Below are 25,936 nucleotides of genomic sequence, written 5' to 3' on the forward strand. Positions count from 1 at the left end.
GGAGGCGATTTAATGGCAAGAATATGGTTTTATATGATTGCTATAGGAATAATAGGAAGTATGGTGTTTAATAATCTAGGAGAACTAAACAAAGTAATATTAACAGAAGCATCTAAAGGAGTAGAATTTGCAATAAGTTTGGCTGGGGTAATGGCTCTTTGGATGGGGATAATGAACATAGCAAAAGATGCTGGATTGATAGAAAAAATTGGACAAAAACTAAACCCTATAATGACAAGACTTTTCCCATCCATACCAAAGGGACATAAAGCTATGTCTTATATGGTTATGAATATAGCTTTGAATATGGTAGGGGCAGGTAATGGAGCTACAGCATTTGGACTAAAGGCTATGGAAGAACTACAAACTTTAAATCCTAAAAAGGATACAGCGACAAATGATATGATAATGTTTTTAGTCATTAATATATCATCAATTCAGTTAATACCATTTACTATGCTCAAAATAAGAATGGATTTAGGTTCTCAAAATCCAAGTCAGATAATAGTAACTACACTATTTGCAACAACAGTATCAACAATAATAGCTATAATAACCTGTAAATTATTGCAAAGTAAAAGGAGGTTAAGATAGATGGAGCTATTTTCAAATATACTTGTCCCTCTAATAATACTTTATATAGTTATTTATGGAAGACACAAAAAAATAGATATATATGATAGTTTTGTAAAAGGAGCAATAGATGGTCTTAAATCAGCTTGGTCTATAACACCTTACATAATAGGGATATTCTTAGCGATAGGGATATTTAAAACTGGGAAAGGAATAGAAATGCTTGAATTTTTATTTAAGCCAATAGCAGAGCTAATGAGTATACCAAAAGAACTTATAGGATTAATAATAGTAAAACCTCTTTCAGGAAGCGGTGCACTTGGAATGTATACTGAATTAGCACAAAGAGTAGGTATAGATACTATAATAGAGAAAATGGGATCTACAATAGTTGGGGCATCTGAAACAATTTTTTACACAATGGCTATATACTATGGAAGTTTAAAAATAAAGAACACTAGACACACACTAACTTGTGCTATGATAAGTCATATTGCAGGAGTTATAGCATCTGTATTTATCTGCTATATATTATTTACAGCTTAATATTTCTATAAAATGTACAAGATGGTATAATTAAAGTGTAAAAACCAATTGACATTAATTTATTAATTATATAGAATTAGTTTTAAATAGTAACAAGATTACATAAAATGAATAAAATATATTTATTTAGTAAAATATAGAAATATATAAAGCTGAGAAGAGAAGAGTAAATAAGGACTTTTTCTACAGAGAGCTAGGTTAGGTGAAAGCTAGCGTCAAAGAAATTATTGAAGATGGCCTCGGAGCTTTTTTATCTGAATAATAGAGAGTTCTATTTTTAAGATAAAACGGTTAGACACGTTATAGTCTGCTAAGATATCTAAAGTATTATAAGATACCATATTGATATGAGTAAACATCAATAAGTTTTAACTTTTAAAGTAGTATCTATAAATTTAGATAATTAGGGTGGTACCGCGAATAATCTCGCCCCTATGTATATCATAGGAGGCGAGTTTTTTAATACAAAGAGTTTCAACTCTATATTAAAGGTTAAAAATATAAATATATACTAAAAATAAATCAGGAGGTAAGAATATGACAAAACCAACTTTCTATGTAACAACTCCTATATACTACCCAAGTGGAAACTTACATATAGGACATACTTATACAACTGTTGCAGCAGATGCAATAGCAAGATTTAAACGTTTCTGTGGATATGATGTAAAGTTCTTAACAGGAACAGATGAGCACGGAGAAAAGATACAAAAAACTGCTAAGGCAAAAGGTATGACTGAAATAGAATACTTAGATGGGATGATAGCAGATATACAAAAATTATGGAAGACTATGGATATATCATATGATGATTTCATAAGAACTACACAAGATAGACATAAGGTAATAATCCAAAAGATATTCACTAAGTTATATGAACAAGGAGATATATACAAAGGAGCTTATGAAGGTAAGTATTGTACTCCATGTGAAAGTTTCTGGACAGAATCACAATTAGTAGATGGAAATAAGTGTCCTGACTGTGGAAGAGAAACTTATGATGCTAAGGAAGAAGCTTACTTCTTCAAATTATCAAAATATGAAGATAGATTAAGAGAATTATTTGCTGACCCTAACTTCTGTTTCCCAGTATCAAGAAAAAATGAGATGGTTGCAAACTTCTTAGATAAAGGATTAGAAGATTTATGTGTAACTAGAACTACATTTGATTGGGGTATAAAAGTACCATTTGATGAAAAACACGTAATATACGTTTGGGTAGATGCTTTATGCAACTATATAACAGCTTTAGGATATATGAGTGAAAATGATTCAGAATACAAAAAATTCTGGCCAGCTAATGTTCATATAGTAGGTAAAGAAATAATGAGATTCCATACAATAATATGGCCAGCTATACTTATGGCTTTAGGTGAAGAAGTACCTACACAAGTATATGGACATGGATGGATATTATTTGATAATGATAAGATGAGTAAATCAAAAGGAAACATAGTTTACCCAGAGCAAATGATAGAAAGATACGGAGTAGATGCTCTTAAATACTTCTTATTAAGAGAATTTGCATTTGGTCAAGATGGTAACTATACTCATAGAAACTTTGTAATTAGACTTAACTCAGATTTAGCAAATGATTTAGGAAACTTAGTAAGTAGAACAGTTGCAATGGTTGAAAAATATAACGGTGGAATAATACCAATGCCAAAAGCTACTACTGAATTTGATGCTGACTTAAAAGAAACTGCTAGATTATCAGTAGAAAACTTTGAAAATGAAATGAATAAACTTCAATTTAATGAAGCATTAGAAAGTGCTTGGAAATTAATAAGAAGAACTAACAAGTATATAGATGAAACTATGCCTTGGGCTTTAGCAAAAGATGAAGCTAACAAAGATACTTTAGATACAGTATTATACAACTTATGTGAATCTATAAGAATAGTAGCTACATTAATAAATCCAATAATGAATGCTACTGCTAAAAAAATATACTGTCAATTAGGAATAACAAATGAAGAATTAACAACTTGGGAAAGTGTTAAAACATTTGGATTAATAACTGAAGGAACAAAAGTACACAAAGGTGAATCTTTATTCCCAAGATTAGATATAGAAAAGGAAGTAGAAGAATTGAACGAATTATTTGCAGAAAAGAAAGACGTAGTAGAAGAAGTAGCTCCATTAGAGCATAAAGAAAACATAACAATAGATGAATTAGATAAAGTTGAACTAAGAGTAGGTAAAGTTTTAAGTTGTGAAAAACATCCAAAAGCAGATAGACTTTTAGTATCTCAAATAAAATTAGGTTCAGAAACAAGACAAATCGTATCAGGAATAGCTAAATGGTATAAGCCAGAAGATATGGTTGGAAAAGATGTTATAGTTGTTTGCAACTTAAAGCCAGTTAAGCTAAGAGGAGTAGAATCTCAAGGTATGATATTAGCTGCTGGAGATGATGGTGACGATTTAGTAGTACCAGTAGCTACAGGTGCTAAGGATGGATGCGAAGTTCGTTAATTAGTTAGGAGAATAAAAAATGTTATTTGACTCACATGCACACTTAAATAGTGAAAGATTTGATGAAGATAGAGAAGAATTAATAGAATCTTTAAAAGAAAAAGGTGTAGATTTAGTATTAAATCCAGGAGCAGATATAGAAACATCAATAACTAGTGTAGAATTAGCTAATAAATATGATTTTATATATGCAGCAGTTGGAGTACATCCACACGATGTTAAAGATTTAGATGATACTGCAATAGATACTTTAAGAAAACTAGCTACTGAAAATGAAAAAGTAGTAGCTATAGGTGAAATAGGATTAGACTATTACTATGATAATTCACCTAGAGAAGAACAAAAAGAATGGTTTAAAAAACAAATAGAATTAGCTAATGAGTTAAAATTACCTATAATAATACATGATAGAGATGCACATGGAGATACTTTTGAAATAATAAAAAATACAAAATCTCCAGAAATAGGATGTGTGCTTCATTGTTATAGCGGGAATGTTGAATTAGCTAGAGAATATGTAAAAATGGGTTGCTATATATCAATACCAGGAACAGTGACTTTTAAAAATAATAAAAAAACTAGAGAAGTAGCAAAAGAAATACCTCTAGAATATTTATTAATAGAAACTGATTCACCATATATGGCTCCAGAGCCTCATAGAGGAAAAAGAAATGACCCATCATTAGTTCAATTTGTAGCAGATAAGATAGCCCAAGAAAAAGGGATATCTTACGAGCAAGTTTGCAAAGCTACAAAAGAAAATGCTAAAAGATTATTCAATATAAAATAAAAGCCCTTGAGACTGTATAGTCTCAAGAGCTTTTTTTAATACAATTATAAAATATTTATAGATATACATTATTATTCTAGCATCATAGTTATTAAGTAAATATTGTAAAACACAATAAAAATAGAGTGTAAAAACAAAAACTATAGCACATAATGATATTATAGTTTTTGTTTTTCCTTGATAAAATTACATAAAAAACGTAAAATATAGAAATGAAGTTAAGACAGGATACAAAACAGATAAAGGTGAATTGATAATGATAAAAGAAATAATAGTTGTAGAAGGAAGAGACGATGTTACAGCAGTAAAAAGAGCTGTAGATGCAGAACTTATAACAACTGGTGGATTTGGGTTTCCTAAAGGTGTTATGGAAAGAATAAAATCTGCTCAAAAAAGACGTGGAGTAATAATATTTACAGATCCTGATTTTGCGGGTGAAAAAATAAGAAAAAAAATAGCTGCAGAAGTTCCAGGATGTAAGCATGCTTTTTTACCAAGAGAGGAAGCTAAAAAAGATGGTGACATAGGTATAGAAAATGCCACACCAAAGAGTATAATAGCAGCTCTTGAGAGAGTTAGAACAGAAAGTACAGAAAAAAGAGATGAATTTAAGCAAGTTGATTTAATAAGAAATGGACTTATAGGAAATGAAGATGCATCTAATAGAAGAGATGAATTAGGAAAGATACTTGGAATCGGATATGGAAATGCCAAGCAATTCTTAAATAGATTAAATAATTATGGGGTTACTAGAGAAGAATTTGTAAAATCACTAGAAACTTTAGATAAATAAATATAAAAGGAGAAAAATTAATGGATAGACTTTCATCACATAGAGCCACAAAAGATGTAGTTGAAAAGCACGGATTTAAATTTTCAAAGTCTTTAGGGCAAAACTTTTTAATAGATGATAATGTAATAGATAAAATATTAAGAGGGGCAAGACTTTCTGAAGGAGACTATATAATAGAAGTAGGTCCTGGTATAGGGACACTAACTCGTGAGATGGGTAAAGTAGCTCAGAAAGTTGTGGCTATAGAAATAGATAAAACATTAATACCTATATTACAGGGTGAAACATTAAAAGACTTTGATAATATAGAAGTAATAAATCAAGATATATTAAAAGTAAATGTTCAAGAATTAGTAAAAGAAAAACTAAATGGGGGACCAGTTAAATTAGTTGCAAACTTACCATACTATATAACAACTCCAATAGTTATGAAGTTCTTAGAAGAAGATATACCAGTAACGGATATAGTTGTAATGGTACAAAAGGAAGTTGCAGATAGAATGAATGCAGTACCAGGAACAAAAGATTATGGAGCTTTATCAGTAGCAGTTCAATATTATTGTGATACAGAAATAGTAGCAAAAGCACCAAGACATATGTTTATACCACAACCAAATGTTGACTCAACAGTTATAGGACTTCATGTTAGAGAAGAAATAAAATATCCAGTTGATAATGAAGAAATATTCTTCAAGACTGTTAAAGCGGCTTTTGGACAAAGAAGAAAAACATTACTTAATGCATTAGGTGGATTAGGATTCTTAAGTAAAGATGAGATAAAGGAAGTACTAAGTGCTGCTAATATAGATGAAAAAAGAAGAGGGGAAACTTTATCAATAGAAGAGTTTGCCACTTTATCAAATAAAGTAAATGAAAAAGTACCTTCAAAATAATTGAAGGTACTTTTTTTAGAATCATACTCATATACTATTAAGAGAAATTATGTTAAAAGGGGGATTAAAAGTGGCAGCTAAAAAAAAATTTAAGAGAGATTATATAATCCTTGAAGCTAAGGACACTAACTTTAGATACAAAGAACGTGTTTTACCAAAAGCATTTGCTAAAGTAGAGATAAATGATGAAAAATCAATAATTTCATTATATGTAGAAAATCTTAAATTTATGAAAGATGGATATAGGGTAGTTGCTATACAAAGCGATTATGATACCCTTGATTTAGGAAAGGTATTGCCAAGTGAGCAAGGAAAAGGTGAATTTACATTAAATTTAGACAGAGAAGATATAGATATAAAAGGTATAGCTCTTTTATATGAAAAAACTGTACCACTTATAGGATTTAAAGGTACTAAGATAGATAATTATGAGGAAATATTATTTGCAGGAGAAGAGTATGAAGATGACGAAAGATTTGAGGAATATGAAGAAATAGAGTATATAGAAGTAGATGATAATGACGAAGGGTTTGAGGAATATGAAGAAATAGGATATATAGATGTAGATAATATAGAAGAAGATGATAATGAAGAAGAGTATGAAGTGTATGAAGAAATAGAGTATATAGAAATAGATGATGATGAAGAAGAGTATGAAAGTGAAGAAGAAAGTGTATACAACTCAGATGATGGTTATTATGAAATTATAGAGGAGGATGTAAATCCTCAAACTAGAGAAAAATATGACGAATATGATAATATAGATAAAACTATAGAGAAAAATAGAAAAAGTAGTGAGCCTAAAGAAAAGAAGACATATCCTACTGTTTCACATCAACAAAAAACACGTCAAAAGTATGCAAAAACAAATTCTATAGATGAATACCAAAAAACGGCAGGAACACTTTTAATGCCAAGACAAATAAAAAAAGGGCTTAAACATTTTAAGGAAGTAAGACCATTTATCAAAGATGAAATAGACAATACTAGATGGTGGAAAATTGAAATAAGTCCTACAACTTTATGTGGATACACTATGCCTTACTTAGGATATGTTAATACTCTAAATTACACAATGTATAGTGATGCAGTAATGCAATCATATAAATATAGACATTACTTATTTGGTGTACAATATGATGAGTATAACAAGAGAAAGAATTATATATACGCAGTCCCAGGAAATAAAACAGAGCAACCAGATAAAGGTCATACAGGATTTAGAGAATACCAGCCTTGTGACACAAGAAATGATAGCTTAGGATACTGGTTATGTATGATAGATTCAAGAAGTAGAAAAATAATAAAATAGAATAAATTACCTCACATATTGATAATTTTTTGATAATGTTCTAAAATTATAGGTAGACCAAGTATAACTGGAGGAGAATATATGATAAATAATCAAAGACTAATCAATGAATTTTTAGAGCTAGTTCAAATCGACAGTCCATCTTCAAAAGAAGGCAAAATAGCTGAAGTTCTAGTCGAAAAACTAAAAGAAATAGGTTTAGAAGTTGTTATAGATGGTGCTGGTGTAAAAGCTGGTGGAGAAACAGGAAATGTAATTGCTACATTAAAAGGAAATAGAGAAGGTAAAACATTACTTTTCACTTCACATATGGATACAGTTAGTCCTGGTATAGGAGTAAAACCTATAATAGACGAAGCTAATGGCATAATAAAAAGTGATGGAACAACAGTACTAGGGTCTGATGATAAAGCTGGTATAGCTGCTATATTAGAGGCATTAAGAACAGTTAAGGAAAATGATATCCAACATGCAGATATACAAGTTGTATTCTCAATATGGGAAGAAGGCGGATTATATGGTGCTAAGTACTTAGATTATTCTAAAGTAAATGCAGACTATGCATTTGTTTTAGATAGTGGTGGAGCTCCAGGAGAAATAATAATTCAAGCGCCAGCACAAGATGCTATAAAGGTCAAAATAATAGGAAAACCAGCTCATGCAGGTCTTGAGCCAGAAAATGGAGTAAGTTCAGTAATGGTTGCTGCAAGAGCTATAGAAAATATGAATTTATTAAGAATAGATGAAGAAACTACTGCTAATATAGGTATAATAAATGGTGGAATAGCAACAAATATAGTTATGCCAGAATTAGAAATAGCAGCAGAAGCTAGAAGCTTAAGCGAAGAAAAATTAGATGCTCAAACAAACCATATGGTAGATGTATTCAAAAAAGCAGCTAAAGAATTTGGAGCTAAAATAGAAATAGAAACTACAAGAGCTTATGCACCATTTAATATATCTGAAGATGATGAAATAGTAGTGCTAGCTAAAAAAGCTTTTGCTAATATGAATATAGAAGGTCACACAACATCTACAGGTGGAGGTAGTGATACTAATATATTAAATAAAAATGGAATAAAAGCAGTTAACCTAGGTATAGGTATGAAGAATGCTCATACATTAGAAGAATATATAGCTATAAAGGATATAGAAAATTCTGCTAAAATGGTAACTGAGTTAATAAAAGAAGCATAAATTAAAAATTTAAAACTAATTAGAAATAGTATCTAAATTGCTTTTAGATACTATTTTTATGTTAAAAGATAAGAAAAAAATGTATAAAAATTAAAAAATGTACAAGTATTTATGTAGAAGGGTGTAGTAATTTCCCTGGAAATAAGTATAATAAGTAATTATGTCTTACAAAAACTACATAAAAGTAATATAATTATCTTATGATTATATGGATAAAGGAGGCGTGAAGATGGCTAAGAAGAAAAAAATCAAAAAAAAGGTTTTAGTAGCTCTTACTGTAGTGTTATTCTTTGTATGCTATTTCTTAGGATTTACCTTGTTCAAAGATACAAAAGACAAAGAACCAGGACAACAAACGACAGAGGCATTAGAAGATGACACAAGATCATTAATAAAACAATTGAGCTCTAAAAGTAAAATATACTTATCAGATTCAAAAGTAGAAAGTGTTAGAATAGAAAAGGATTATTGGGATAATATAACTGTGTTATTTACAGAATTTACAAAAATAAGAAAGCCACAATCATACACTCCTATATACAATGGTAACTCAGATGATGGAATTAGATTTTCAACAGACTTGAATTACTTTAGGGTATACACTGTCAGCAAAGAAGAGTACTATAAAGTTCCGGTTGCTACAAAAAAAGAACTTAGTAAGCTTTTAAGTGAGAGTATATATTTGTCATTTGACTTTATAAAGCAGTATAAGAGTTGGGATACTGTAAAAATAACTTATAAAGATGAAACTAAGAAAATATTTGGCTGGAATTTTAAAGACCTAGCACTTAAAATGGTTCAAAAGAGAATGGTTGGCAAAGTTCAGCCAGAAAAGAGTAAAGAAAGAAGTAAGTACAACTTTACTATAAACATTCAAGGCGAGAACTATGATGCGAAAGTAGAAACAATGGGTAAAGATTATGTAAAAATAACACAGGGTGAAGGAAAGAATAAAATTCAAGCATATTATGAAGTCCACACTGGATTATATGATTATCTTGTAAAAGACATATTTAAATTAGAGGAATAAGTATTTTAATAAGCAAAAAGGATATACTAGTTAGTATATCCTTTTTGTTTATTAATTTTCAACTAATTCTTCAGCTACCTTGTATATAGGTCCTGCACCAGCAGTTATTACTAAATCATTAGAAGAGACATTATCACGAAGATAGTCAACTATATCTTCAAACTTACTTATATAAGCAACATCAACATGGTTTTGATATAACTTTTCAACTAAATCTTTAGAATGAATATCTCCTGGATCATTTTCTCTGGCAGCGTATATGTCAGTTATAATAACTTTATCAGCAGAATAAAATGCTTCAGCAAATTCATTTAAAAGAGACTTAGTTCTAGTGTAAGTATGAGGTTGGAATATACACCATAACTTAGACTTCTTCATCTTTTTAGCAGCAGATAAAGTAGCCTTTAATTCAGTAGGGTGATGAGCATAATCATCAATTATTAATGCATCATTATATTTACCCTTAACCTCAAATCTTCTTCCAACACCAGAATAAGATTTTATATTTTCTCTTATAAGCTCTAATTCTATATTAGAAACATAAGCAACTAATATAGCAGCAGTAGCGTTGTAGATGTTATGAAGTCCTGGAACAGAAAGTTCAAATACACCTAAATTTTTACCATTCAATTCTATCTCGAATATACCATGACCTTTTTCATTGAAGCTTATATTTTTAATTAAAGCATCATTATCTAAATTTGTACCGTATTTTATAACAGTAGCTTTTACGTCGTGTAATATATCATTTGTATTTTCGTCATCTCCATTTATTATGAAATAACCATCTTTAGGAAGTAATTTACCAAATTTATTAAAAGATGCTTTTATTTCATCTAAGCCTGAGAAGTAATCTAAATGGTCTTCCTCTATATTTAAAACTGTTGATATCTTAGGGTTAAAGTTTAGGAAACTATCAACATATTCACATGCCTCTGTTATGAAATGATCAGAGTTACCTATTTTAACATTACCACCTATACTACTTAAATTTCCACCAACTAATATAGTTGGATCTAAATCCGCATATTGGAATATAGTAGATAACATAGAAGTAGTTGAAGTTTTACCATGAGTACCAGAAATTGCTATAGAATTTTTGTACTCTCTCATTATTTGACCTAAGAAAGTAGCTCTGTTTACAACAAGTTTATTCTTTTCTCTAGCTGCAATAAGCTCAGCATTATCATCATGAACTGCCGCAGTGTAAACAACCATATCTACATCATCTGCCAAATGTTCTTTTTCATGTCCTATAAATATATTAGCGCCTTGAGATCTAAGTTTATCTAATAAGTAAGATTCGTTTGAATCTGAACCAGAAACTTTATATCCTTTATTAAGGCATATTTCAGCTAAAGCACTCATGCTTATGCCACCGATTCCAATGAAATGTATCTTCATAAGAAAACCACCTTTCTTTTAATTAAGCCCTACAATATGAACTATGTTTGTGGTATAATAGTATAATGTTCAATATTTAATGATTAATATACATATACTATATTACATATACAATATATTAAAAAATTGCTTAAAACATAACCATTATTATATCATAATAAACATGGTTATGCATTATTTAGTTTATATAGAAGAAGCTGCAATCGTAGGAGGTTAAATGCATGAAATTTAAAAGAACGGAAAGAATTGGTGCCATAGTAAAGATATTATCGGACAATCCAAATAAGATATTTACATTAGGCTATTTTACAAATAAATTTAATGCTGCTAAATCTACAATAAGTGAAGATTTAATAGTAGTAAAAAATGTCTTTGAAAAATTAGAACTAGGGAAAGTAATAACAATATCAGGAGCAGCTGGTGGAGTAAAATATATACCAAAGACATCAAAAGCAGAAAATGAAGAATTTTTAATGGAATTATGTCAAAAAATAAGTGACGAATCTAGAGTATTATCAGGAGGATTTTTATATTTAATAGACTTAATATATGATCCTACTATAGCATCAAAAATAGGTAAAATATTTGCATCAAATATAGATTATGCAGAAGCTGATTGCGTAGTGACAATGGAAACTAAAGGAATTCCAATGGCTCTTATGACAGCTAAAGCAATGAATTTACCACTTGTTATAATAAGAAAAGATATAAAAGTATCAGAAGGACCTACACTAAGTATGACTTATGTTAGTGGAAATACTTCTAAAGTGGAAAGTATGAGTTTACCAAGAAGAGCAGTTAAGCCGAATAGCAAAGTTATATTAATAGATGACTTCATGAGAGGTGGAGGTACAATCAAAGGTATGACAGATCTTATGAGTGAGTTTGGAGCGGAAGTTATAGGAACGGGAGTATTTATATCTACAATGAAGCCAGAAGACAAAATGGTAAAAGATTATATATCTTTAATTCAATTAGATGTAAATGGAGATAATATAATAGTAGAACCAAATTTAAAGACATTTAAAGATGAATATCAGAAAGAATTTGTCGAAGGGGATTGTGACATAGAAGAAATAATAGAAGATTAGGTAAAAAATAAATTTACAAAAACCATAAATTTTCAAAAAATAAAAAAGGATATTCAAATATTTAATAGAATACTAAACTATAAGTAAATATATATATAAAATTTATAAATACATTAATTTGTCAAATTCAAAAGGGGGATATAAAAGGATGAAGATAACTGACGTAAGAATAAGAAAAATAACTGACGAAGGAAAAATGAAGTGTATAGTGTCTATAACTTTTAACAACTTATTTGTTGTACATGATATAAAGGTTATAGAAGGACATAATGGTTTATTCATCGCTATGCCAAGTAGAAAAATAGGGGAAGGTAATTTTAGAGATATAGCTCATCCAATAAACGCAGAGATGAGACAAGTATTAGAAGATGCAGTACTAAATGCATATCATGAAGCAGTTGCTCAATTAGAAGTTGCAGCTGAATAATTAAATAGAATTTTTTTATTGTTTATTATAAAGAGTCGAACTATTCGACTCTTTTTTATATTTAAAATTTTTGTTTAAATGTATACTTTTTTGACAAAAGGTGTTATATTAATTAGTAGTAACAAAGTATTGTATACAAACTATATTATATACATAATATAATAACATAGATAAAATAGTTATAAAGAATGGAGTGGAGAAATGAACTTTAAATCTATAATCCTTGCAGCAGGAAAAGGAACGAGAATGAAGTCTAAATTCCCAAAAGTAATTCATAAAGTATGTGGAAAAGAAATGGTTAACCACGTAATAGATGTATGTAAAAATTCAGGGGTTAACGATATAGTAGCAATATTAGGCCACGAAAGTGAAGTAGTAAAATCAAAACTACCAGAACATACAATGATAGCAATGCAAACGGAGCAATTAGGTACTGGTCATGCTGTCATGATGGCTAAAGAATACATAAATGATGAAGATATAATCGTAGTATTATGCGGAGACACACCTTTAGTAAAAGAAGAAACACTTAAAAAACTATTCGATTATCACATAGAAAATGAGTATCACACAACAGTGCTTACAACAGTAGTAGACAATCCAACGGGGTATGGAAGAATAATCAGAGATGAAAATTCAGATTTACTAAAAATAGTAGAGCAAAAAGATGCTTCAGAAGAAGAAAAGTTAGCTAAAGAGATAAACTCAGGAATATACTGCTTCAATGGAAAGAGTTTAAGAGAATCTTTAGATTTATTAGATAACAACAATGCACAAGGAGAGTACTACCTAACAGATACTATACAAATAATGAGAAATAAGGGTCTTAAAGTAGGAGCTTTCAACGGTTCTACAATAGAAGAACTAATGGGTGTAAACTCAAGAGTAGAGTTATCTAGAGCAGAACAAATAATGAGACAAAGAATAAATGAATCTCACATGGTAAATGGAGTAACAATCATAGATACTAATTCAACATATATAGAAGCTGGAGTTGAAATAGGAAATGATACAGTAATATATCCAGGAACTATGTTAATGGGAAGTACAAAAATAGGTTCAAGTTGTATAATTGGAATGAATTGTAGTATAACAAATTCAGAAATTGGCGATTATACAGAGGTGAAAAATTCAACTATAGTTGATAGTGTAGTAGGAGAAAACACTACAGTAGGACCATATGCATATTTAAGACCTAAGAGTAACATAGGGAACAATGTAAAGATAGGAGACTTCGTAGAAGTTAAGAATGCTACAATAGAAGATAATTCTAAAGCATCTCACCTAGCATATATTGGAGACGCTTATGTTGGAAAAGGTGTAAACATAGGATGTGGAGTAGTATTTGTAAACTATGATGGTAAAAATAAAGCAAAATCTATAGTAAAAGATGGAGCATTCATAGGTTCTAACTCTAATCTAGTAGCACCAGTAACTGTAGAAGAAAAAGGGTATATAGCAACAGGTTCAACTATAACAGACAATGTTCCACAAGGGGCGCTTGCAGTAGCGAGACAAAGACAAGTGAACAAAGAAGGTTGGGTAGAGAAGAAAGATCAAAAGGATAAAAAATAGCAACTAAACAGCTTATTATTTTTTTAGGCAAAAGCCTAGATTTTAAATAAATTAAACAAAGTTTCAAAAATTTTGGGAGGATTTACATGAACACTAGCGGAAGCGAAATAAAAATAATAGCAGGAAATGCATCTAATGAATTAGCTAAGAAAATAGCAGATCATATAGGTGTAGAATTATGTGACTGCCAAGTAAGTACATTCAGTGATGGTGAAATAAGCGTAAACATAAATGAAACAGTAAGAGGTTGTGATGTTTTCGTAGTTCAATCAACTAATAGTCCAGTTAATGACAACTTAATGGAATTATTAATAATAATAGATGCATTAAGAAGAGCATCAGCAGGAAGAATAACTGCAGTTATACCTTACTATGGATATGCAAGACAAGACAGAAAAGCTAAGGCAAGAGATCCAATCACAGCTAAATTAGTTGCAAACTTAATAACAGCAGCAGGTGCAGACAGAGTATTAACTATGGACTTACATGCTGCACAAATACAAGGTTACTTCGATATACCACTAGATCATTTACAAGGAGGAAGCATATTAGCTGATTACTTCAACAAAAAGAATATAGAAGATTTAGTAGTAGTTTCACCTGATTTAGGAAGTGTAACAAGATCAAGAAACTTTGCTAACAATTTAAACGGAGATGTTCCAATAGCTATAATAGACAAGAGAAGACCTAAAGCTAACGTATGTGAAGTAATGAACATAATAGGTGATGTGCAAGGTAAGAATGTTATATTATTAGATGATATGATAGATACAGCGGGAACTATAACAAATGCAGCAAATGCTTTAAAAGAATTTGGTGTTAAAGATGTATATGCTTGCTGTACTCATGGAGTATTATCAGGACCAGCTATGGAAAGAATAGAAAACTCTGCAATAAAAGAATTAATAGTTTTAGATACTATACAACTTCCAGAAGAAAAGAAAATAGATAAAGTACAAATAGAAACAGTTGCTCCATTATTTGGAGATGCTATAAAGAAAATATTTGCTAACGAGTCAGTTAGTAAGTTATTCTAGTCAAATAGATAAAGGATACCTATATAGGTATCCTTTTATTTTATCGCAATTAAAATGGATAAAAGAATATTTGATAAAGTTTAATATGGAATTTAAGGTAAAATAAGTGATTCAGGTAAAATTAAGCTAAAAAAAGATTTAGGACATTGACTATATATATTAGCTTAAATAATTTCTGAAGTAATGAGAGAAGTTGAAGATCAAGGTCAGGAGTTACTAGACCTTGTATTAACAGATACAGAAATAACGAAGTTAAAGAAGCCTTAAAAGTTTTTGAAGAATTTAATCTAAAGCTAGAGGAGATATTTCAGCTAATATCCAATTTATAGTCTATAGATCAGAAAAAGATATCCTTAGGTTAGACACAGATAACCCTCAATACTAAAAAGCCAGAAAAGTATAATCTATTTCAAGATACACTAAAATTAAAAATTTAATATACAACATTCAAATTGCATCTTAAATTTTATAAGATGCAATTTAATTATATAAGTTTACTATAGCAGTATATTTAAAAACTATAATATATGAGGAGAAAATTATGAATATATTTAATTTATTAGAAATGGCAGTAGAGTTAGGAGCATCAGATGTACATATAACAGTAGATACTCCTCCGATAGCTAGGATAAAAGGAAGCTTCGTAAAGTTAAATGAAGAAAGTTTAACTGAAAAAGACACTGAAATTATGGCCAGGGAAATAGCAGGAAATAAAAAATTTAAAATTCTAGAAGAACACGGAGAAGTGGATCTATCCGTATCTTTTAAAAGTGGGGATAGATTTAGAATAAATGCATATAAGCAAAAAGGTAAATATGCAATAGCTGTAAGGACTATAACATCTAAAATACCGTCATTTAAAACCTTAGGATTACCTGATATTATAGCTAGTTTTACAGAAAAGAGTAAAGGGTTAGTACTCGTAACGGGACCAACAGGAAGCGGTAAAAGCACAACTTTAGCTAGTTTAATAGACACAATAAACTCAACTCAAGAGAGACATATAATAACGCTAGAAGATCCTATAGAATATGTTCATCATCATAAAAAAGGAATAGTAAATCAAAGAGAAATAGGTAGCGATACAGAAAACTTTAATTCAGCACTTAGATCAGCGCTTAGACAAGACCCAGATGTTATTTTAGTGGGAGAAATGAGAGATCCTGAAACTGTTTCAATAGCTTTAACTGCTGCAGAAACAGGACATCTAGTTTTCTCAACTTTACATACAGTAGGCTCGGCTAAGACAATAGATAGAATAGTTGATATGTTCCCACCGGAACAGCAACAGCAAATTAGAACTCAATTATCAACAGTATGTGAAGGGATTATATCACAGCAATTAATAAAAACTATAGATGGAACAAATAGAGTCGCAGCATTAGAAGTTATGGTAGCCACACCAGCAATAAGAAACTTAGTAAGAGAAAATAAAACATATCAAATACAAAATATTATACAAACAAGCTCTAAGTTAGGTATGCAATCTATGGATCAAGGGTTGGTAAATTTATACAGAGAAGGAAAAATATCAAGAGATAGTGTATTAAGTAAGTGCTCTGACTACGAATACACATCTAGATTAGTTGGAGGGATTAATTATTAATCAAGCAACTAAATATAAACAGTTTAATACAAAAATATATAGATAAAATTGGAAAATATAATGAGAAAAAGTAAAATTTTTTATAGATGATATAAACTTGATACTAAAATTTAAATGTGACTCAGGATATGTAAACTATTTATAATATGATAAAAAATTAAACAAGGAGATAAATTGACAGATGGGAATGTATTATATATATTTTTTTATATTTGGAATAATATTTGGCAGCTTCTTTAACGTATGTATATACAGAATACCAAATAAACAATCAATATCAAATCCCCCATCACATTGCTACAATTGCAAAACACGACTAAGGCCATTAGATTTAGTCCCTGTACTTAGCTGGACTTTTCTAGGAGGAAAATGCAGATACTGCAAACAAAAGATACCGCCAAGATATGCATTAGTAGAACTTCTAACAGGTATATTGTTTGTATTAGTATATAAAGTATACGGACTAAACACTATAACACTATACTACTTGTTATTAGTATCACTATTAGTAATAATAACCTTCATAGATATAGATCACTATATAATACCCGATGGATTAATAATTTTCGGTAGTATAGGAGCTCTAGCTTTTAATATCCTAGGACAAGGAATCGGGTTAAAAGAAAGTTTACTAGGAGGGCTAATCTGTGGAGGAGGTACACTAGTACTAATATACCTGATAGAGCTATTAGTAAAAAAAGAAGTAATGGGTGGGGGAGACATCAAACTTTTTGGTATGGTAGGACTATTTTTAGGAATGAAATATGGACTACTAACAGTATTATTAAGTGTATATGTAGGAGCAATTTACGGAGTTTGTACTATAATATATAGCAAGATAAAAAACAAAGAATATAATTCAATGATACCTTATGGACCATTTATATCCATAGGAACATTAATTAATGTTCTATGTGGAACATCTATAATAGATTGGTATATGAGTTTGTTTTTATGATTAGATAATATAAATAGGGTCAATAATTAAATTGACCCTATTACTATGTTTAGATTATGATATATATAGTATTAATTTCAATAATAACATCATATATATGCAATAAAAAAATATATAAAATATGTGATGAACTTAATCAAAATAAGCTAAATACAATAATAATTTACACATTAAATCTGTTATCAATGTCTTTAATCTACTACAAATATGGAGTAAACGCAGAGTCAATAAAGTACTTATCGCTAATACCATTTATAATAGTTATATCAATAATAGATTATCATACTACATATATATATGATATAACTGTACTTAGTGGTATAATAATTCAAGGTGGAATTTTTCTAATTACAATAAAGTATGATGTTAACACAATGAGCCATATCATTGCACTATTAATAGGACTTATTGTACCATATATATTAGCCACAACAACAAAATCATTAGGACAAGGAGACATAGGCGTATACTGCTTATGTTGTTTTGTATTAGGGCATAACTATTCAATGTATTTAATCGCCTTATCATTTATTTTAGCTTGTCCGTATTCGATATATATACTTTTGTATAAAAGTAATAAGGAGAGGAAAATACCATTTGCACCATTTATATCTTTAGCAACAATAACAATAATAATAACAAATTATGATATATTAAATTTATATTTTGGCATAATAAGTAAATAGAGGAGGACAAAATATGTACGTAGTAGTAGGGTTAGGTAATCCAGGCAAGAAATATGAAAAAACTAGACACAATGTTGGTTTTGATGTTATAGATATTCTTGCAAAGGAATATAACATATCAGTGACGAAAATAAAGCATAAGGCCTTAATAGGAGAAGGAAGAATAGGTTCTGAAAAAGTTCTATTAGTTAAGCCACAAACATACATGAATTTAAGTGGTGAAACTTTAATAGATATATATAAATACTATAAGGTAGATTTGAGCAATATAATAGTAATATATGATGATATTGACTTAGATGTGGGTAAACTAAGAATAAGAAAAAAAGGTAGTGGTGGAACTCATAATGGTATGAGATCGATCGTTAAGTGTTTAGGTTCAACAGAATTTCCAAGGGTTAGAGTTGGAGTATCTAAGCCTATGCCAGGCCAAGATTTAGCAGATTTCGTTCTTTCAAGATTTAGAAAAGAAGAAGTTGATGATTTAGAAAGAGGTCTTGAAAAAGCATATCATGCTGTTGAGACTATAATAAAGGAAGATATAGATTTATCTATGAACAAATATAATGGATAGTGAGGGGGAATTAATATGAATGATGTATTTGTATACCCTTTGCAAAATTCCAAAGAATATAAAGAAGTTATAAACTCTATACAGAAAAACAAAGGCTCATTACTTATTAATGGGCTTTTACCTGTACAAAAACCTCATATTGCATATTCACTATACAAGGACTTATCTAGACAAATGATAATTATAACAAGTAGTGATTTAGAGGCTAAAAAAGTATATGATGATTTAAACTTTTATATTAAGGATAAGGTGGAGTATTTAGGTTTTCAAGATATTTACTTCTACCATTTAGATGCAAAGGATAGAAATGAAGAAGCTAGAAAATTAAAGGTGTTGCTAAAATTGGCTAAAGGTGAGGAAATAATTTTGGTAACATCTATTGAAGCTGCTTTAAAAAAATATATACCTAAAGATGTTCTTTTAGAGAATATATCAACGCATAAGATAGGTGATACTCTAAATGTAGAATTACTAAGTGAGAGATTAGTTGAGTTAGGATATGAAAGAGTTTCTAAGATAGAAGGTTTTGGTCAGTTTAGTATAAGGGGAGGAATAATAGATATATTCTCTCTAGAATACACAAATCCAATTCGTATTGAACTATTTGATGATGAAATAGAATCTATACGAACTTTTGATGTTTTTACGCAAAAATCTATTGAAAAGATACAAGAATTTTCTATAACTCCGTCTAGAGAGTTTATATACCCTAAAAATATAGATGAATTTGTGGCTAGAATGAAAAAAGACGTTAGTAAGCATACAGATGATGATGTTTTACAGAATATAGATAAGATATTTAATAAGACTTACTTTGAAGGAATAGAAAATTATATAGATTATATATATACAGATGAAAATAAGAGTATTTTTAATTATTTAAGTGAAGATGCAATAGTATTTATAAGTGATATAAGCAGACTTAAGGAAAGATGTGAAAATTATATACATACTTTCAAAGAAAATTATAAGGTAAATCTTGAAAGAGGATTGGCACTTAAAAATCAAGGGAAACTTTTATATCATTATTCAGATTTAGAATTTATTGCATCTAATAAAAAGTTTGTAATAAACACTTTACTACCAAAGCCTATAAATGATTTTAATATAAAATCAATTGTAAACTTTGAGGCTAGGGAAATACCAACTTTTAATGCTAAGGTAGATATATTAGTAGAGGAATTAAATAGATTAAAATACAATGGATATAAAATAATTTTAGCTACGAATACTCTTGATAGAGCTAAGAAATTAAATTCAGATTTATTGGATTTAGGGCTTGAATCAACTATCTCAGAAAGTAGGGATATAGAGATAAAATCGTCTCAAATAATAATAATACCAGCTCGTATAAGTAGTGGATTTGAGTATAAATCTATAAAGTATGCAGTTATAACTGATAATGAAATGATAGGTGTACATAAAAGAACATCGTCATCTAAGTCTAAAAAATCTAAAAAAGGTAAAAAAATAGAATCTTTCTTAGAGTTAAGTGTAGGAGATTATGTTGTACACGAGAATAATGGAGTTGGTAGATACACAGGAATAGAGCAAATAACTGTGAATGCCGTAAAAAAAGACTATATGAAGATAGTCTATCAAGGTGGAGACAATTTATATGTACCAATAGACCAAATGGACAAAGTCCAAAAGTATATTGGGGTAGAGGAAGAGAAGGTAAAGCTTAATAAATTAGGAACAAATGAGTGGACTAAGGCAAAAGCTAAGGTTAAAAAAGAAATAGAGGATATGACAAAAGACCTTATAGAGCTATATGCTAAACGTGAAAAAGTAAAAGGTTACAAATTCTCTGAAGACACTCCTTGGCAGCTAGAGTTTGAATCATTATTCCCACATCAAGAAACAGATGACCAACTAAAAGCCATAGAAGATACTAAAAAAGATATGGAATCAGATAAAGTTATGGATAGACTTGTTTGTGGAGACGTTGGGTATGGTAAAACTGAGGTAGCTATAAGAGCTATTTTTAAAGCTTGTATGGAGCAAAAGCAGGTTGCAGTATTAGTTCCAACGACAATACTAGCTCAACAGCATTATAATACTTTTAGGGAGCGTTTTGATAATTACCCAATAAGAGTAGAAGTATTAAGTAGATTTAAAACTCCTAAGCAACAAAAACAAATAATTGAAGATGCTAAAAAAGGTTTGGTGGATGTACTTATAGGTACTCATAGAATAGTTTCTAAGGACATAAACTTACCTAACTTAGGATTAGTTGTTATAGATGAAGAGCAGAGATTTGGAGTAAGACATAAAGAGGCTCTTAAAAAGATAAAATCAACAGTGGATGTATTAACTTTATCAGCAACACCTATACCTAGAACACTACACATGTCGCTAAGTGGAATAAGAGATATGAGTGTTATAGAAGAGCCTCCTCAAGAAAGACATCCTGTAATAACTTATGTTACAGAAGCAAAAGAAAGTGTTATACAAGATGAAATAGAGAGAGAACTAGCAAGAGGAGGTCAAGTATTCTTTGTATATAATAGAGTAGAAAGAATTGAAGAAATGGCTAGTATGATACAACGTTTAGTACCAGATGCTCAAGTAGCCGTAGCTCATGGTAGAATGACTTCTAAAGCTTTAGAAGATATAATATTAGGTTTCTTAAATAAAGATTATAATGTATTGGTTTGTACAACTATAATAGAAACTGGTATGGACATATCTAATGCTAACACTATGATAGTATATGATGCAGATAAGATGGGCCTTGCACAACTTTATCAGTTAAGAGGTAGGGTAGGAAGAAGTTCAAGACAAGGCTATGCTTATCTAATGTATGAAAAGGATAAAGTATTAAGTGAAGTAGCAGAGAAAAGACTTAAAGCTATAAGGGAGTTTACAGAATTTGGTTCTGGGTTTAAAATAGCTATGAGGGACCTTGAAATAAGAGGTGCAGGAAATATACTTGGATCTCAGCAACATGGGCATATGGCTGTAATAGGATATGATTTATACGTCAAGATGTTAAATGAAGCTATTAAAAAGGTTAAAGGTGAGGCTATTATCGAAGAAATAGATGTAGAAATAGATTTAAGTGTAAATGCTTATATACCAGATAGTTATATAAGTGATGAGTTAATGAAAATAGAAATGTATAAAAAAATTGCATCTATAGAAGATAAAGAAGATATGAAGGAAGTAGAAGAGGAATTAGAGGATCGATTCTCTGATATACCTAAATCTGTTAAATGTTTATTAAGAATAGCATATATAAAAACATTGTGTAAAAAGCTAAAGATAGAAAAAGTTAGACAGTTAAAAGATGAAATAATACTTGCTCCAATAACAAGATACAAAACAAGTGAAAAAATAGGGTATAATATAGTGATTGAGTTGGAAGAACTATTAGAAAAGATGTGTAGTATAAAATAAAATTAAATGAGGTGTTCAAATGAAAAAACTAATGTCAGTTGCAGTAGCTATGATGGTAGGGTTATCTGTCACAGCTTGCTCAAACTCGCCTAAAGGTGATGGTACGGTAGCTACAGTTAATGGTCAAAAGATAACTGTTAGTGAATACGAAACAACTCTAGCGTTATACAAGCAATCAGTAGAGGCTATGTATGGAAAAAATGTATGGGACACAGAAGTTGAAAAAGGCGTTAAATATAGAGATAAGTTTAAAGAAAATATCTTAGACCAAATGATAAATGTAGAAGTAGTATATGAACAAGCAAAAAAAGATAATTTACTACCTACTAAAGAAGAAGTAGACAAAAAATATAATGAATTAAAGAAAAATATAGATTCAGATAAAGAGTACAAGAAAGATATGGAAAAAATAGGAGCTAATGATGAGTTCCTAAGAACTCAACAAGAACAAGATTTAGCTGTTCAAAATTATAAAGAACATTTTGATAAGACTATTAAAATATCTGATGAAGAAATGAAAAAGTATTATGAAGACCATAAAAAAGACTACTACAAAGATGAAGTTAAAGCATCACATATATTAGTTTCAACACAAGATAAAAATGGAAAGCCACTTTCTGATGAAAAGAAAAAAGAAGCTAAGAAAAAAGCAGAAGATCTACTTAAGAGAGCTAAATCAGGAGAAGAGTTCTCAGAACTTGCAAAAGAAAATTCTGACGATCCAGGTTCAGCAGCACAAGGTGGAGATTTAGGGTACTTTAGCAAAGGAATGATGGTTCCTGAATTTGAAAAAGCAGCATTTAATCTTAAGCCAGGTGAAATATCAGACATAGTAGAAAGTAGCTTTGGGTACCATATAATAAAAGTTACAGATAAAGTAAATGAACAAACTCCATATAATGATGTAAAAGATTCAATAAAAACTATATTACTTAATGAAAAATTCACTGAACAAGTAACTAAACTTACAAAAGAAGCTAAAATAGAGAAAAATAAAGATGTATTAGACAAAATAAAAATATAAATATAAAGGCTATGCAAATTATGCATAGTCTTTTTTGTATATTTTTCTTATCATTGGTAAAAATAAGCTTAAAGTAATTTATGGAGGGATAAACTAAACATGAGAGCGACAGGAATTGTTAGAAGAATAGATGATTTAGGAAGGGTTGTTATTCCTAAAGAAATAAGAAAAACTTTAAGAATAAGAGAAGGAGATCCTCTAGAAATATTCACAGCTAAAGATGGAGAAGTAATCCTAAAAAAATACTCACCAATTGGAGAGTTAAATGAATTTTCTCAAGAATACACAGAAACTTTAGGAGAAACACTTGGTTTAGGTGTTGTTGTTACAGACTTAGATTCTATAATAGCTGTTTCTAAATTACCTAAAAAAGAATATAAAGAAAAAAGTATAAGTGATGAATTAGAACAATTAATAGAAAATAGAGAAACAAAAACTAGTAAGGATACTAAGCTGATACCTTTACATAAAGATGACAGCATGGATTATAAAAAACAAATTATAATACCTATAATAAGCTCATCAGGTGACTGTATAGGATCAATAGCACTAGTAGCAAAAGAATCAGATGATATGTCAGAAGCTGAAGAAAAAATATTAAAAATAGCAGCAAACTTCTTAGGAAAGCAAGTACAGTAAAAGATATAAAGTCAAAGACCCAAATAAATTTGGGTCTTTTTTATAGGGAATATTAAATTAAATTTTTAAAATGTTGAAAAACTGTAAGTATAAGTAATATCAATTGATTTACATATATATAAAAGTAATTTAGATTAAGATACAAAGTCGTTTGGTTCATCAATAAAGCTAATTATTTAAAGTTATAGTAATATATTGAACATACTATTGAATATATGATATATTAAAGTTTGTTATACAAAAAATATGGAGGTCGTGTTATGAGTAATAACAAGAACAAAGACTCGTTCTTAAAAGGTGCCCTTATACTTGGATTAGCAGGTATAATTGTAAAGATAATGGGGGCATTCTTCAGAATACCTCTTGGAAACCTAATTGGGGCAGAGGGGATGGGATATTATCAAGCTGCATATCCTGTTTACACTTTATTTTTAACACTAGCAACAGCAGGATTTCCAACTGCACTTGCAAAGTTAGTATCAGAAAAGAACGCAATTGGAGACCATAAGGGTGCTCATAAAATATTTAAAGTGTCATATACAGTTTTATTTATAACTGGTTTAGTGGCATTCTGTATATTCTTCTTTGGAGCAGATTACATAGTAAATGACATAATGGAAAATCCAGGTGCATACTACGCTATGATGGCTATATCACCAGCGCTTTTATTCGTACCAATGATGTCATCTTATAGAGGATATTTCCAAGGTAAAAGAGAAATGACAAAGATAGCTATATCTCAAATCCTTGAGCAGTTCTTCAGAGTTATATTAGGGTTAGGATTAGCTTACTATCTAATGAATAATTATGGTCCAAAACTAGGAGCTGCAGGGGCTATAATGGGGGCTACAATAGGTGCAGTAGCATCTATAGGTTATTTAATACTAGTTTATTTAGGACAAAGAAAACAACGTAAATATGAGAATGAAGCTAGTGCTCATTTCAAAGACGAATCAGTGTCTAGGATAATGAAAAATCTTCTAGTAGTAGCTATACCTATAACAATAGGTGCATCTGTTATGCCTTTAGTAAATATGATAGATAATGTAATAGTTATTAGAAGACTTACAGAAGCAGGATATACTCCTGGTCAAGCATTAGCGTTATTTGGGCAATTAACAGGATTAGCTATGTCTATAATCAACTTACCATCAGTTGTTACAATATCTATGAGTATGAGTTTAGTTCCATCTATATCAGAATCATATGCTGTTAACAACAAAATTAAGGCAAGAAAAGATACAAAGACAGCTATAAAAGTAACTTTACTAATAGTTTTACCAGCAGCATTTGGTATTGCATCATTAGCAGGTCCAATAATGCATTTATTATATCCTAAAGAGCCAGCATACGTAGGAACTATATTATTAGTACTTACACCATGTATAATATTCTTAGGATTAATACAAACAATGAATGGTATACTTCAAGGTATGGGTAAACCAATGGTACCTGTAATAGCTTTATTAATAGGTATGCTATTTAAGGTAGTAATAAGTTATACATTAACAGGTATATATGAAATAAATGTATTAGGTTCAGCTCTAGGTACAGTTACTGCATATCTAGTAGCAGCGCTAATCGAAATCATTTACATAAGAAAAGTGATGAAAGTAAAATTCTCACCAAGTGAATTTATTATAAAACCACTAATAACAGTTATAAGTATGTTTATAGTTGTTAAGTTAAGTTATGGATTCTTATTTGGAATATTAGGTAATACATTATCTACTGTAATCTCAATATGTATAGGTGCTGTCATCTATGGATTAGTACTTATATTTATAGGTGGAATTAAGAAAGAAGAATTATTAACTATTCCAAAAGGTGATAAACTTTATAGAATACTTAAAAAATTTAATCTTATGAAATAGAAAAACACTACTATAGAACATCATATG

The 25,936-nt window shown here is 29.7% G+C and carries 22 protein-coding genes and 1 other annotated feature; of the genes, 21 read left to right on the top strand and 1 reads right to left on the bottom strand.

Annotated features, from left to right (window positions below; all coding sequences use genetic code 11):
- The first annotated feature begins 12 nt into the window (after positions 1 to 12).
- The 9 genes from FRIFI_RS00065 to FRIFI_RS00105 all read left to right on the top strand — a co-directional run bounded on the left by FRIFI_RS00065 (position 13) and on the right by FRIFI_RS00105 (position 9,612).
- Complete coding sequence (locus tag FRIFI_RS00065; RefSeq protein WP_240276228.1) at positions 13 to 594, top strand: nucleoside recognition domain-containing protein; 582 nt, start codon at positions 13 to 15, stop codon at positions 592 to 594.
- Positions 595 to 1,119, top strand: coding sequence for a spore maturation protein (locus tag FRIFI_RS00070; RefSeq protein ID WP_092921485.1), 525 nt, complete (start codon positions 595 to 597; stop codon positions 1,117 to 1,119).
- Positions 1,120 to 1,264: 145 nt separating this feature from the next.
- Positions 1,265 to 1,556: a binding site (T-box leader), on the top strand.
- A 67-nt stretch (positions 1,557 to 1,623) separates the two neighbouring features.
- On the top strand, positions 1,624 to 3,597 hold the full coding sequence (gene metG / locus FRIFI_RS00075) for a methionine--tRNA ligase (RefSeq protein WP_330405606.1): 1,974 nt from the start codon (positions 1,624 to 1,626) through the stop codon (positions 3,595 to 3,597).
- A 19-nt stretch (positions 3,598 to 3,616) separates the two neighbouring features.
- Positions 3,617 to 4,387 carry a TatD family hydrolase gene (locus FRIFI_RS00080; protein WP_092921481.1) on the top strand — a complete coding sequence of 257 codons (771 nt, stop codon included), beginning with the start codon at positions 3,617 to 3,619 and terminating at the stop codon, positions 4,385 to 4,387.
- 256 nt (positions 4,388 to 4,643) lie between these two features.
- Entirely contained in the window at positions 4,644 to 5,180 is a 537-nt protein-coding gene (rnmV, locus tag FRIFI_RS00085; protein ID WP_092921479.1) for a ribonuclease M5, read from the top strand.
- Positions 5,181 to 5,200: 20 nt separating this feature from the next.
- Positions 5,201 to 6,073: a 16S rRNA (adenine(1518)-N(6)/adenine(1519)-N(6))-dimethyltransferase RsmA gene (rsmA, locus tag FRIFI_RS00090; RefSeq protein ID WP_092921477.1), complete on the top strand. Its 873-nt coding sequence runs from the start codon at positions 5,201 to 5,203 to the stop codon at positions 6,071 to 6,073.
- A 70-nt stretch (positions 6,074 to 6,143) separates the two neighbouring features.
- On the top strand, positions 6,144 to 7,385 hold the full coding sequence (locus FRIFI_RS00095) for a hypothetical protein (protein WP_166504662.1): 1,242 nt from the start codon (positions 6,144 to 6,146) through the stop codon (positions 7,383 to 7,385).
- Between the two features lie 81 nt (positions 7,386 to 7,466).
- Positions 7,467 to 8,582, top strand: a complete 1,116-nt coding sequence (locus FRIFI_RS00100; protein ID WP_166504663.1) for a M20/M25/M40 family metallo-hydrolase — start codon at positions 7,467 to 7,469, stop codon at positions 8,580 to 8,582.
- A 229-nt stretch (positions 8,583 to 8,811) separates the two neighbouring features.
- The gene (locus FRIFI_RS00105) at positions 8,812 to 9,612 is read left to right on the top strand and encodes a hypothetical protein (protein WP_092921471.1); all 801 of its coding nucleotides are present in this window, start codon (positions 8,812 to 8,814) and stop codon (positions 9,610 to 9,612) included.
- Between the two features lie 51 nt (positions 9,613 to 9,663).
- Here the strand turns inward: FRIFI_RS00105 and murC are convergent, their stop codons facing one another.
- On the bottom strand, positions 9,664 to 11,016 hold the full coding sequence (murC, locus tag FRIFI_RS00110) for a UDP-N-acetylmuramate--L-alanine ligase (RefSeq protein ID WP_092921469.1): 1,353 nt from the start codon (positions 11,014 to 11,016) through the stop codon (positions 9,664 to 9,666).
- A gap of 221 nt (positions 11,017 to 11,237) precedes the next feature.
- On the opposite strand from murC, the gene purR reads away from it, so the two are divergent.
- The 12 genes from purR to FRIFI_RS00170 all read left to right on the top strand — a co-directional run bounded on the left by purR (position 11,238) and on the right by FRIFI_RS00170 (position 25,909).
- Positions 11,238 to 12,107: a pur operon repressor gene (purR, locus tag FRIFI_RS00115; RefSeq protein ID WP_166504664.1), complete on the top strand. Its 870-nt coding sequence runs from the start codon at positions 11,238 to 11,240 to the stop codon at positions 12,105 to 12,107.
- A gap of 148 nt (positions 12,108 to 12,255) precedes the next feature.
- Entirely contained in the window at positions 12,256 to 12,534 is a 279-nt protein-coding gene (spoVG, locus tag FRIFI_RS00120) for a septation regulator SpoVG (protein WP_092921465.1), read from the top strand.
- Positions 12,535 to 12,735: 201 nt separating this feature from the next.
- Positions 12,736 to 14,109, top strand: a complete 1,374-nt coding sequence (glmU, locus tag FRIFI_RS00125) for a bifunctional UDP-N-acetylglucosamine diphosphorylase/glucosamine-1-phosphate N-acetyltransferase GlmU (protein ID WP_092921463.1) — start codon at positions 12,736 to 12,738, stop codon at positions 14,107 to 14,109.
- 86 nt (positions 14,110 to 14,195) lie between these two features.
- Complete coding sequence (locus FRIFI_RS00130; protein WP_092921462.1) at positions 14,196 to 15,146, top strand: ribose-phosphate diphosphokinase; 951 nt, start codon at positions 14,196 to 14,198, stop codon at positions 15,144 to 15,146.
- Between the two features lie 541 nt (positions 15,147 to 15,687).
- Entirely contained in the window at positions 15,688 to 16,752 is a 1,065-nt protein-coding gene (locus tag FRIFI_RS00135; RefSeq protein WP_092921460.1) for a type IV pilus twitching motility protein PilT, read from the top strand.
- Between the two features lie 181 nt (positions 16,753 to 16,933).
- On the top strand, positions 16,934 to 17,710 hold the full coding sequence (locus tag FRIFI_RS00140; RefSeq protein WP_092921458.1) for a prepilin peptidase: 777 nt from the start codon (positions 16,934 to 16,936) through the stop codon (positions 17,708 to 17,710).
- Between the two features lie 56 nt (positions 17,711 to 17,766).
- The gene (locus FRIFI_RS00145) at positions 17,767 to 18,396 is read left to right on the top strand and encodes a prepilin peptidase (protein WP_092921456.1); all 630 of its coding nucleotides are present in this window, start codon (positions 17,767 to 17,769) and stop codon (positions 18,394 to 18,396) included.
- Between the two features lie 13 nt (positions 18,397 to 18,409).
- The gene (pth, locus tag FRIFI_RS00150; protein ID WP_092921454.1) at positions 18,410 to 18,970 is read left to right on the top strand and encodes an aminoacyl-tRNA hydrolase; all 561 of its coding nucleotides are present in this window, start codon (positions 18,410 to 18,412) and stop codon (positions 18,968 to 18,970) included.
- A gap of 15 nt (positions 18,971 to 18,985) precedes the next feature.
- The gene (mfd, locus tag FRIFI_RS00155) at positions 18,986 to 22,372 is read left to right on the top strand and encodes a transcription-repair coupling factor (RefSeq protein WP_166504665.1); all 3,387 of its coding nucleotides are present in this window, start codon (positions 18,986 to 18,988) and stop codon (positions 22,370 to 22,372) included.
- 19 nt (positions 22,373 to 22,391) lie between these two features.
- Complete coding sequence (locus tag FRIFI_RS00160; protein ID WP_166504666.1) at positions 22,392 to 23,396, top strand: peptidylprolyl isomerase; 1,005 nt, start codon at positions 22,392 to 22,394, stop codon at positions 23,394 to 23,396.
- A gap of 99 nt (positions 23,397 to 23,495) precedes the next feature.
- Positions 23,496 to 24,035, top strand: a complete 540-nt coding sequence (locus tag FRIFI_RS00165; protein WP_092921448.1) for a stage V sporulation T C-terminal domain-containing protein — start codon at positions 23,496 to 23,498, stop codon at positions 24,033 to 24,035.
- Between the two features lie 260 nt (positions 24,036 to 24,295).
- Positions 24,296 to 25,909: a putative polysaccharide biosynthesis protein gene (locus FRIFI_RS00170; protein ID WP_166504667.1), complete on the top strand. Its 1,614-nt coding sequence runs from the start codon at positions 24,296 to 24,298 to the stop codon at positions 25,907 to 25,909.
- Positions 25,910 to 25,936 lie beyond the last annotated feature (27 nt).

Origin of the sequence: Romboutsia hominis, assembly GCF_900002575.1 — a bacterium.
Classification (GTDB): domain Bacteria; phylum Bacillota; class Clostridia; order Peptostreptococcales; family Peptostreptococcaceae; genus Romboutsia_C; species Romboutsia_C hominis.

What these genes read in the sequence shown, in the direction of transcription:
- FRIFI_RS00080 (WP_092921481.1), top strand. Translation starts at nt 3,617, where the DNA reads ATGTTATTTGACTCACATGCACACTTAAATAGTGAAAGATTTGATGAA.
- murC (WP_092921469.1), bottom strand. Translation starts at nt 11,016, where the DNA reads ATGAAGATACATTTCATTGGAATCGGTGGCATAAGCATGAGTGCTTTA.
- FRIFI_RS00130 (WP_092921462.1), top strand. Translation starts at nt 14,196, where the DNA reads ATGAACACTAGCGGAAGCGAAATAAAAATAATAGCAGGAAATGCATCT.
- spoVG (WP_092921465.1), top strand. Translation starts at nt 12,256, where the DNA reads ATGAAGATAACTGACGTAAGAATAAGAAAAATAACTGACGAAGGAAAA.
- FRIFI_RS00145 (WP_092921456.1), top strand. Translation starts at nt 17,767, where the DNA reads ATGATATATATAGTATTAATTTCAATAATAACATCATATATATGCAAT.
- FRIFI_RS00065 (WP_240276228.1), top strand. Translation starts at nt 13, where the DNA reads ATGGCAAGAATATGGTTTTATATGATTGCTATAGGAATAATAGGAAGT.
- FRIFI_RS00170 (WP_166504667.1), top strand. Translation starts at nt 24,296, where the DNA reads ATGAGTAATAACAAGAACAAAGACTCGTTCTTAAAAGGTGCCCTTATA.
- mfd (WP_166504665.1), top strand. Translation starts at nt 18,986, where the DNA reads ATGAATGATGTATTTGTATACCCTTTGCAAAATTCCAAAGAATATAAA.
- FRIFI_RS00070 (WP_092921485.1), top strand. Translation starts at nt 595, where the DNA reads ATGGAGCTATTTTCAAATATACTTGTCCCTCTAATAATACTTTATATA.
- FRIFI_RS00160 (WP_166504666.1), top strand. Translation starts at nt 22,392, where the DNA reads ATGAAAAAACTAATGTCAGTTGCAGTAGCTATGATGGTAGGGTTATCT.
- FRIFI_RS00100 (WP_166504663.1), top strand. Translation starts at nt 7,467, where the DNA reads ATGATAAATAATCAAAGACTAATCAATGAATTTTTAGAGCTAGTTCAA.
- FRIFI_RS00135 (WP_092921460.1), top strand. Translation starts at nt 15,688, where the DNA reads ATGAATATATTTAATTTATTAGAAATGGCAGTAGAGTTAGGAGCATCA.
- purR (WP_166504664.1), top strand. Translation starts at nt 11,238, where the DNA reads ATGAAATTTAAAAGAACGGAAAGAATTGGTGCCATAGTAAAGATATTA.
- glmU (WP_092921463.1), top strand. Translation starts at nt 12,736, where the DNA reads ATGAACTTTAAATCTATAATCCTTGCAGCAGGAAAAGGAACGAGAATG.
- FRIFI_RS00140 (WP_092921458.1), top strand. Translation starts at nt 16,934, where the DNA reads ATGGGAATGTATTATATATATTTTTTTATATTTGGAATAATATTTGGC.
- rsmA (WP_092921477.1), top strand. Translation starts at nt 5,201, where the DNA reads ATGGATAGACTTTCATCACATAGAGCCACAAAAGATGTAGTTGAAAAG.
- rnmV (WP_092921479.1), top strand. Translation starts at nt 4,644, where the DNA reads ATGATAAAAGAAATAATAGTTGTAGAAGGAAGAGACGATGTTACAGCA.
- pth (WP_092921454.1), top strand. Translation starts at nt 18,410, where the DNA reads ATGTACGTAGTAGTAGGGTTAGGTAATCCAGGCAAGAAATATGAAAAA.
- FRIFI_RS00105 (WP_092921471.1), top strand. Translation starts at nt 8,812, where the DNA reads ATGGCTAAGAAGAAAAAAATCAAAAAAAAGGTTTTAGTAGCTCTTACT.
- FRIFI_RS00165 (WP_092921448.1), top strand. Translation starts at nt 23,496, where the DNA reads ATGAGAGCGACAGGAATTGTTAGAAGAATAGATGATTTAGGAAGGGTT.